Here is a 2,215-nt window from a genome sequence, read left to right on the forward strand (position 1 = left end):
GCGCTGGGGCTCGCGGGGCGGGGCTGGCGGGTCACGGCCCTCGACGTGTCGGCCGTGGCGACCTCGCGCCTGACCGAACTGGCCCGCTCGCGCGGCCTGGGCGAGCGGATCACCGCCCAGCAGCACGACGCGCGCGCCTCGCTGCCCGAGCTGCGGCTCGATCTCGTCACCGCCCACTACTTCCACGCCCCGTACGACATGGACCGGACGGCCATCCTCCGCTCCGCCGCCGAGCTGCTGCGCCCCGGCGGCCGGCTCCTGGTGGTCGATCACGGATCGACGGCCCCCTGGTCCTGGAACCAGGACCCGGACGTGCGGTACCCGACCCCTCGGGAGGTCGTGGAACCGATGCGCCTCTCCCCTGAGCAATGGACCGTCGAACGCGCCGACTCGCCGCGCCGGATCGCGACCGGGCCCGACGGGAGCACCGCCGAGGTCGTCGACCACGTGCTGCTCATCCGCCGCGAGGTCCGATAACACCCGTCTGACACCGCCCGCCCCCCGGCAAGGACCGTACGAACACCGCACTGGAGCACACCATGTCCGACACCCCTCCGCCCCGTACCGCCAACAGCGAAGCCGACGTTCTGCGCGGCTTCCTCGACTATCTGCGCGTCTCGTTCGCCGGGAAGGTGACAGGGGCTCCGGAGCCGGAGGCGCGTACGTCGGCGGTGCCTTCGGGCACGACCCTGCTCGGCCTGATCAGCCATCTGACCGCCGTCGAGAGCGCCATGTTCACGGGCGAGAAGGTCACCGACTGGCAGGCGACGCTCCGGCCCGTCCCCGAGGAGAGCGTCGCCGATGCCGTCGCCCGCTACCGGGCGGCCGTGGACCGGGCGAACGAGGTACTCGACGGGTGCGCCGACCTCGGCGCACCGCTCCCCCGGCCGGGGCGTTCCGGGTCGGCGCCGAGCGTTCGCTGGGCTCTGACCCACATGATCGAGGAGACCGGCCGCCACGCGGGCCACGCGGACATCCTGCGCGAACTCATCGACGGCTCCACCGGGCGTTAGCCAGCGCCGCCGTCCGGCACCGGACGGCCCCTGCCCACTCCCGTCCGCACCTTCCACAGCGCGATGGTCGACACCGTGAACATCAGCAGATTGCCGATGCTCAGCTGCGCCCCCTGGACCGCGGTCCCCACCGCACCCGGCAGCACTGCCGCTATCAGCCCCCCGAGCGGCAGGAAGATCAGCGGGTTCACCACGAACATCCACCGGGGGAACGCGGTGGAGCCCCGGAGCACGCAGACAGCCATCCATACGGACCCCAGCACCCAGCACGCCAGCAGCACCGCGTACGGGATCATCAGGACGTCCGCCATGTCGCCCGGCAGTCCGGTCAGGGCGGCCGAGCGCGCGCCGGAGGCGTCGACCGCCTTTGCCGCCTGGCCCCAGTAGTAGAACGAGCCGTGGGCGAAGGGGGCGAGGGCGAAGCCCGCGGTCAGCAGCAGGAACGGGGGCAGGGAGAGCAGTCGGCGCGCCGGGCGGAGGCCCTGGTACAGGTGCCAGCACGCGACGAGGTACAGCGGTCCGGTCAGTACGCCGAGCAGTGCTCCCCACGCCAGTCGCGAGGTGGAGGCCGACAGCATCGCGGCCAGCGAGTCGCCGGCCGTTCCGCTGTAATCGTTCAGCAAGGGGTGGTCGGCGGCCGACGTCATCGGCTCGCCCAGCAGCAGGATGTCCCCGATCAGCCAGGCGATCGACGCCAGAACACCCGCGATCCCGGCGGCCCGCACCAGTCTCATCCCGTCCCCACCCATCCGCATACCGCCGACGCGCGTCCGGCACACGCCCGGCACAATGATCAAAGTTTGGTTAGCCTAACCTAACTAAACATGTGCGGTACAGGGAGTTCGTACGGCCGTCGTCAGCTCACCCGAGGATGACCGCCCGCCCGCTGAGCGGGTATCGAAGCGGCCCCAGCACCCGCCTCGGCGCGAGCGTCGTTCGGGATCACCGGCCAGGCCGGCTCGATGTACGCCGTGGGGTTCGACGTGCGGCGCAGGTAGCTCTGCAAGGAGGCGGACTGCTCGGCCGCCGCCGCGACTTGGAGTTCGTACAGATCGGGCAGCGGCATCGAGCCCACCGGCGCGTACGTCTCGCCCACGCGCCGTGCCGTGCGGGCGGCGGCCACCGCGTCGGCCTCCGCGTGGTGCGCGTCGTCGAGCGGCACGCCGTAGTGCGCGCAGAGCGCTTGCAGGGTGCGCTTACCC

At 71.9% G+C, this 2,215-nt stretch carries 3 protein-coding genes and 1 pseudogene; 2 read left to right on the top strand and 2 right to left on the bottom strand.

Features of this window, described 5'->3' with window-relative positions; all coding sequences use genetic code 11:
* A partial coding sequence (locus ACFU99_RS41330; RefSeq protein WP_384403261.1) for a class I SAM-dependent methyltransferase occupies positions 1-477 on the top strand: 477 nt, incomplete at its 5' end.
* Positions 478-539: 62 nt separating this feature from the next.
* On the top strand, positions 540-1,013 hold the full coding sequence (locus ACFU99_RS41335; RefSeq protein WP_384403264.1) for a DinB family protein: 474 nt from the start codon (positions 540-542) through the stop codon (positions 1,011-1,013).
* On the opposite strand, the gene ACFU99_RS41340 is transcribed toward ACFU99_RS41335, so the two are convergent.
* Together ACFU99_RS41340 and ACFU99_RS41345 are read right to left on the bottom strand one after the other, a co-directional pair.
* Positions 1,010-1,747, bottom strand: coding sequence for a DUF6796 family protein (locus ACFU99_RS41340; RefSeq protein ID WP_384403267.1), 738 nt, complete (start codon positions 1,745-1,747; stop codon positions 1,010-1,012). The two genes, ACFU99_RS41335 and ACFU99_RS41340, sit on opposite strands and share 4 nt — an antisense overlap.
* 122 nt (positions 1,748-1,869) lie before the next feature.
* Positions 1,870-2,215, bottom strand: a pseudogene (locus ACFU99_RS41345) (hypothetical protein); the annotation flags it as partial.

Source organism: Streptomyces sp. NPDC057654, assembly GCF_042800135.1.
In the GTDB taxonomy this organism is placed as follows: Bacteria; Actinomycetota; Actinomycetes; order Streptomycetales; family Streptomycetaceae; genus Streptomyces.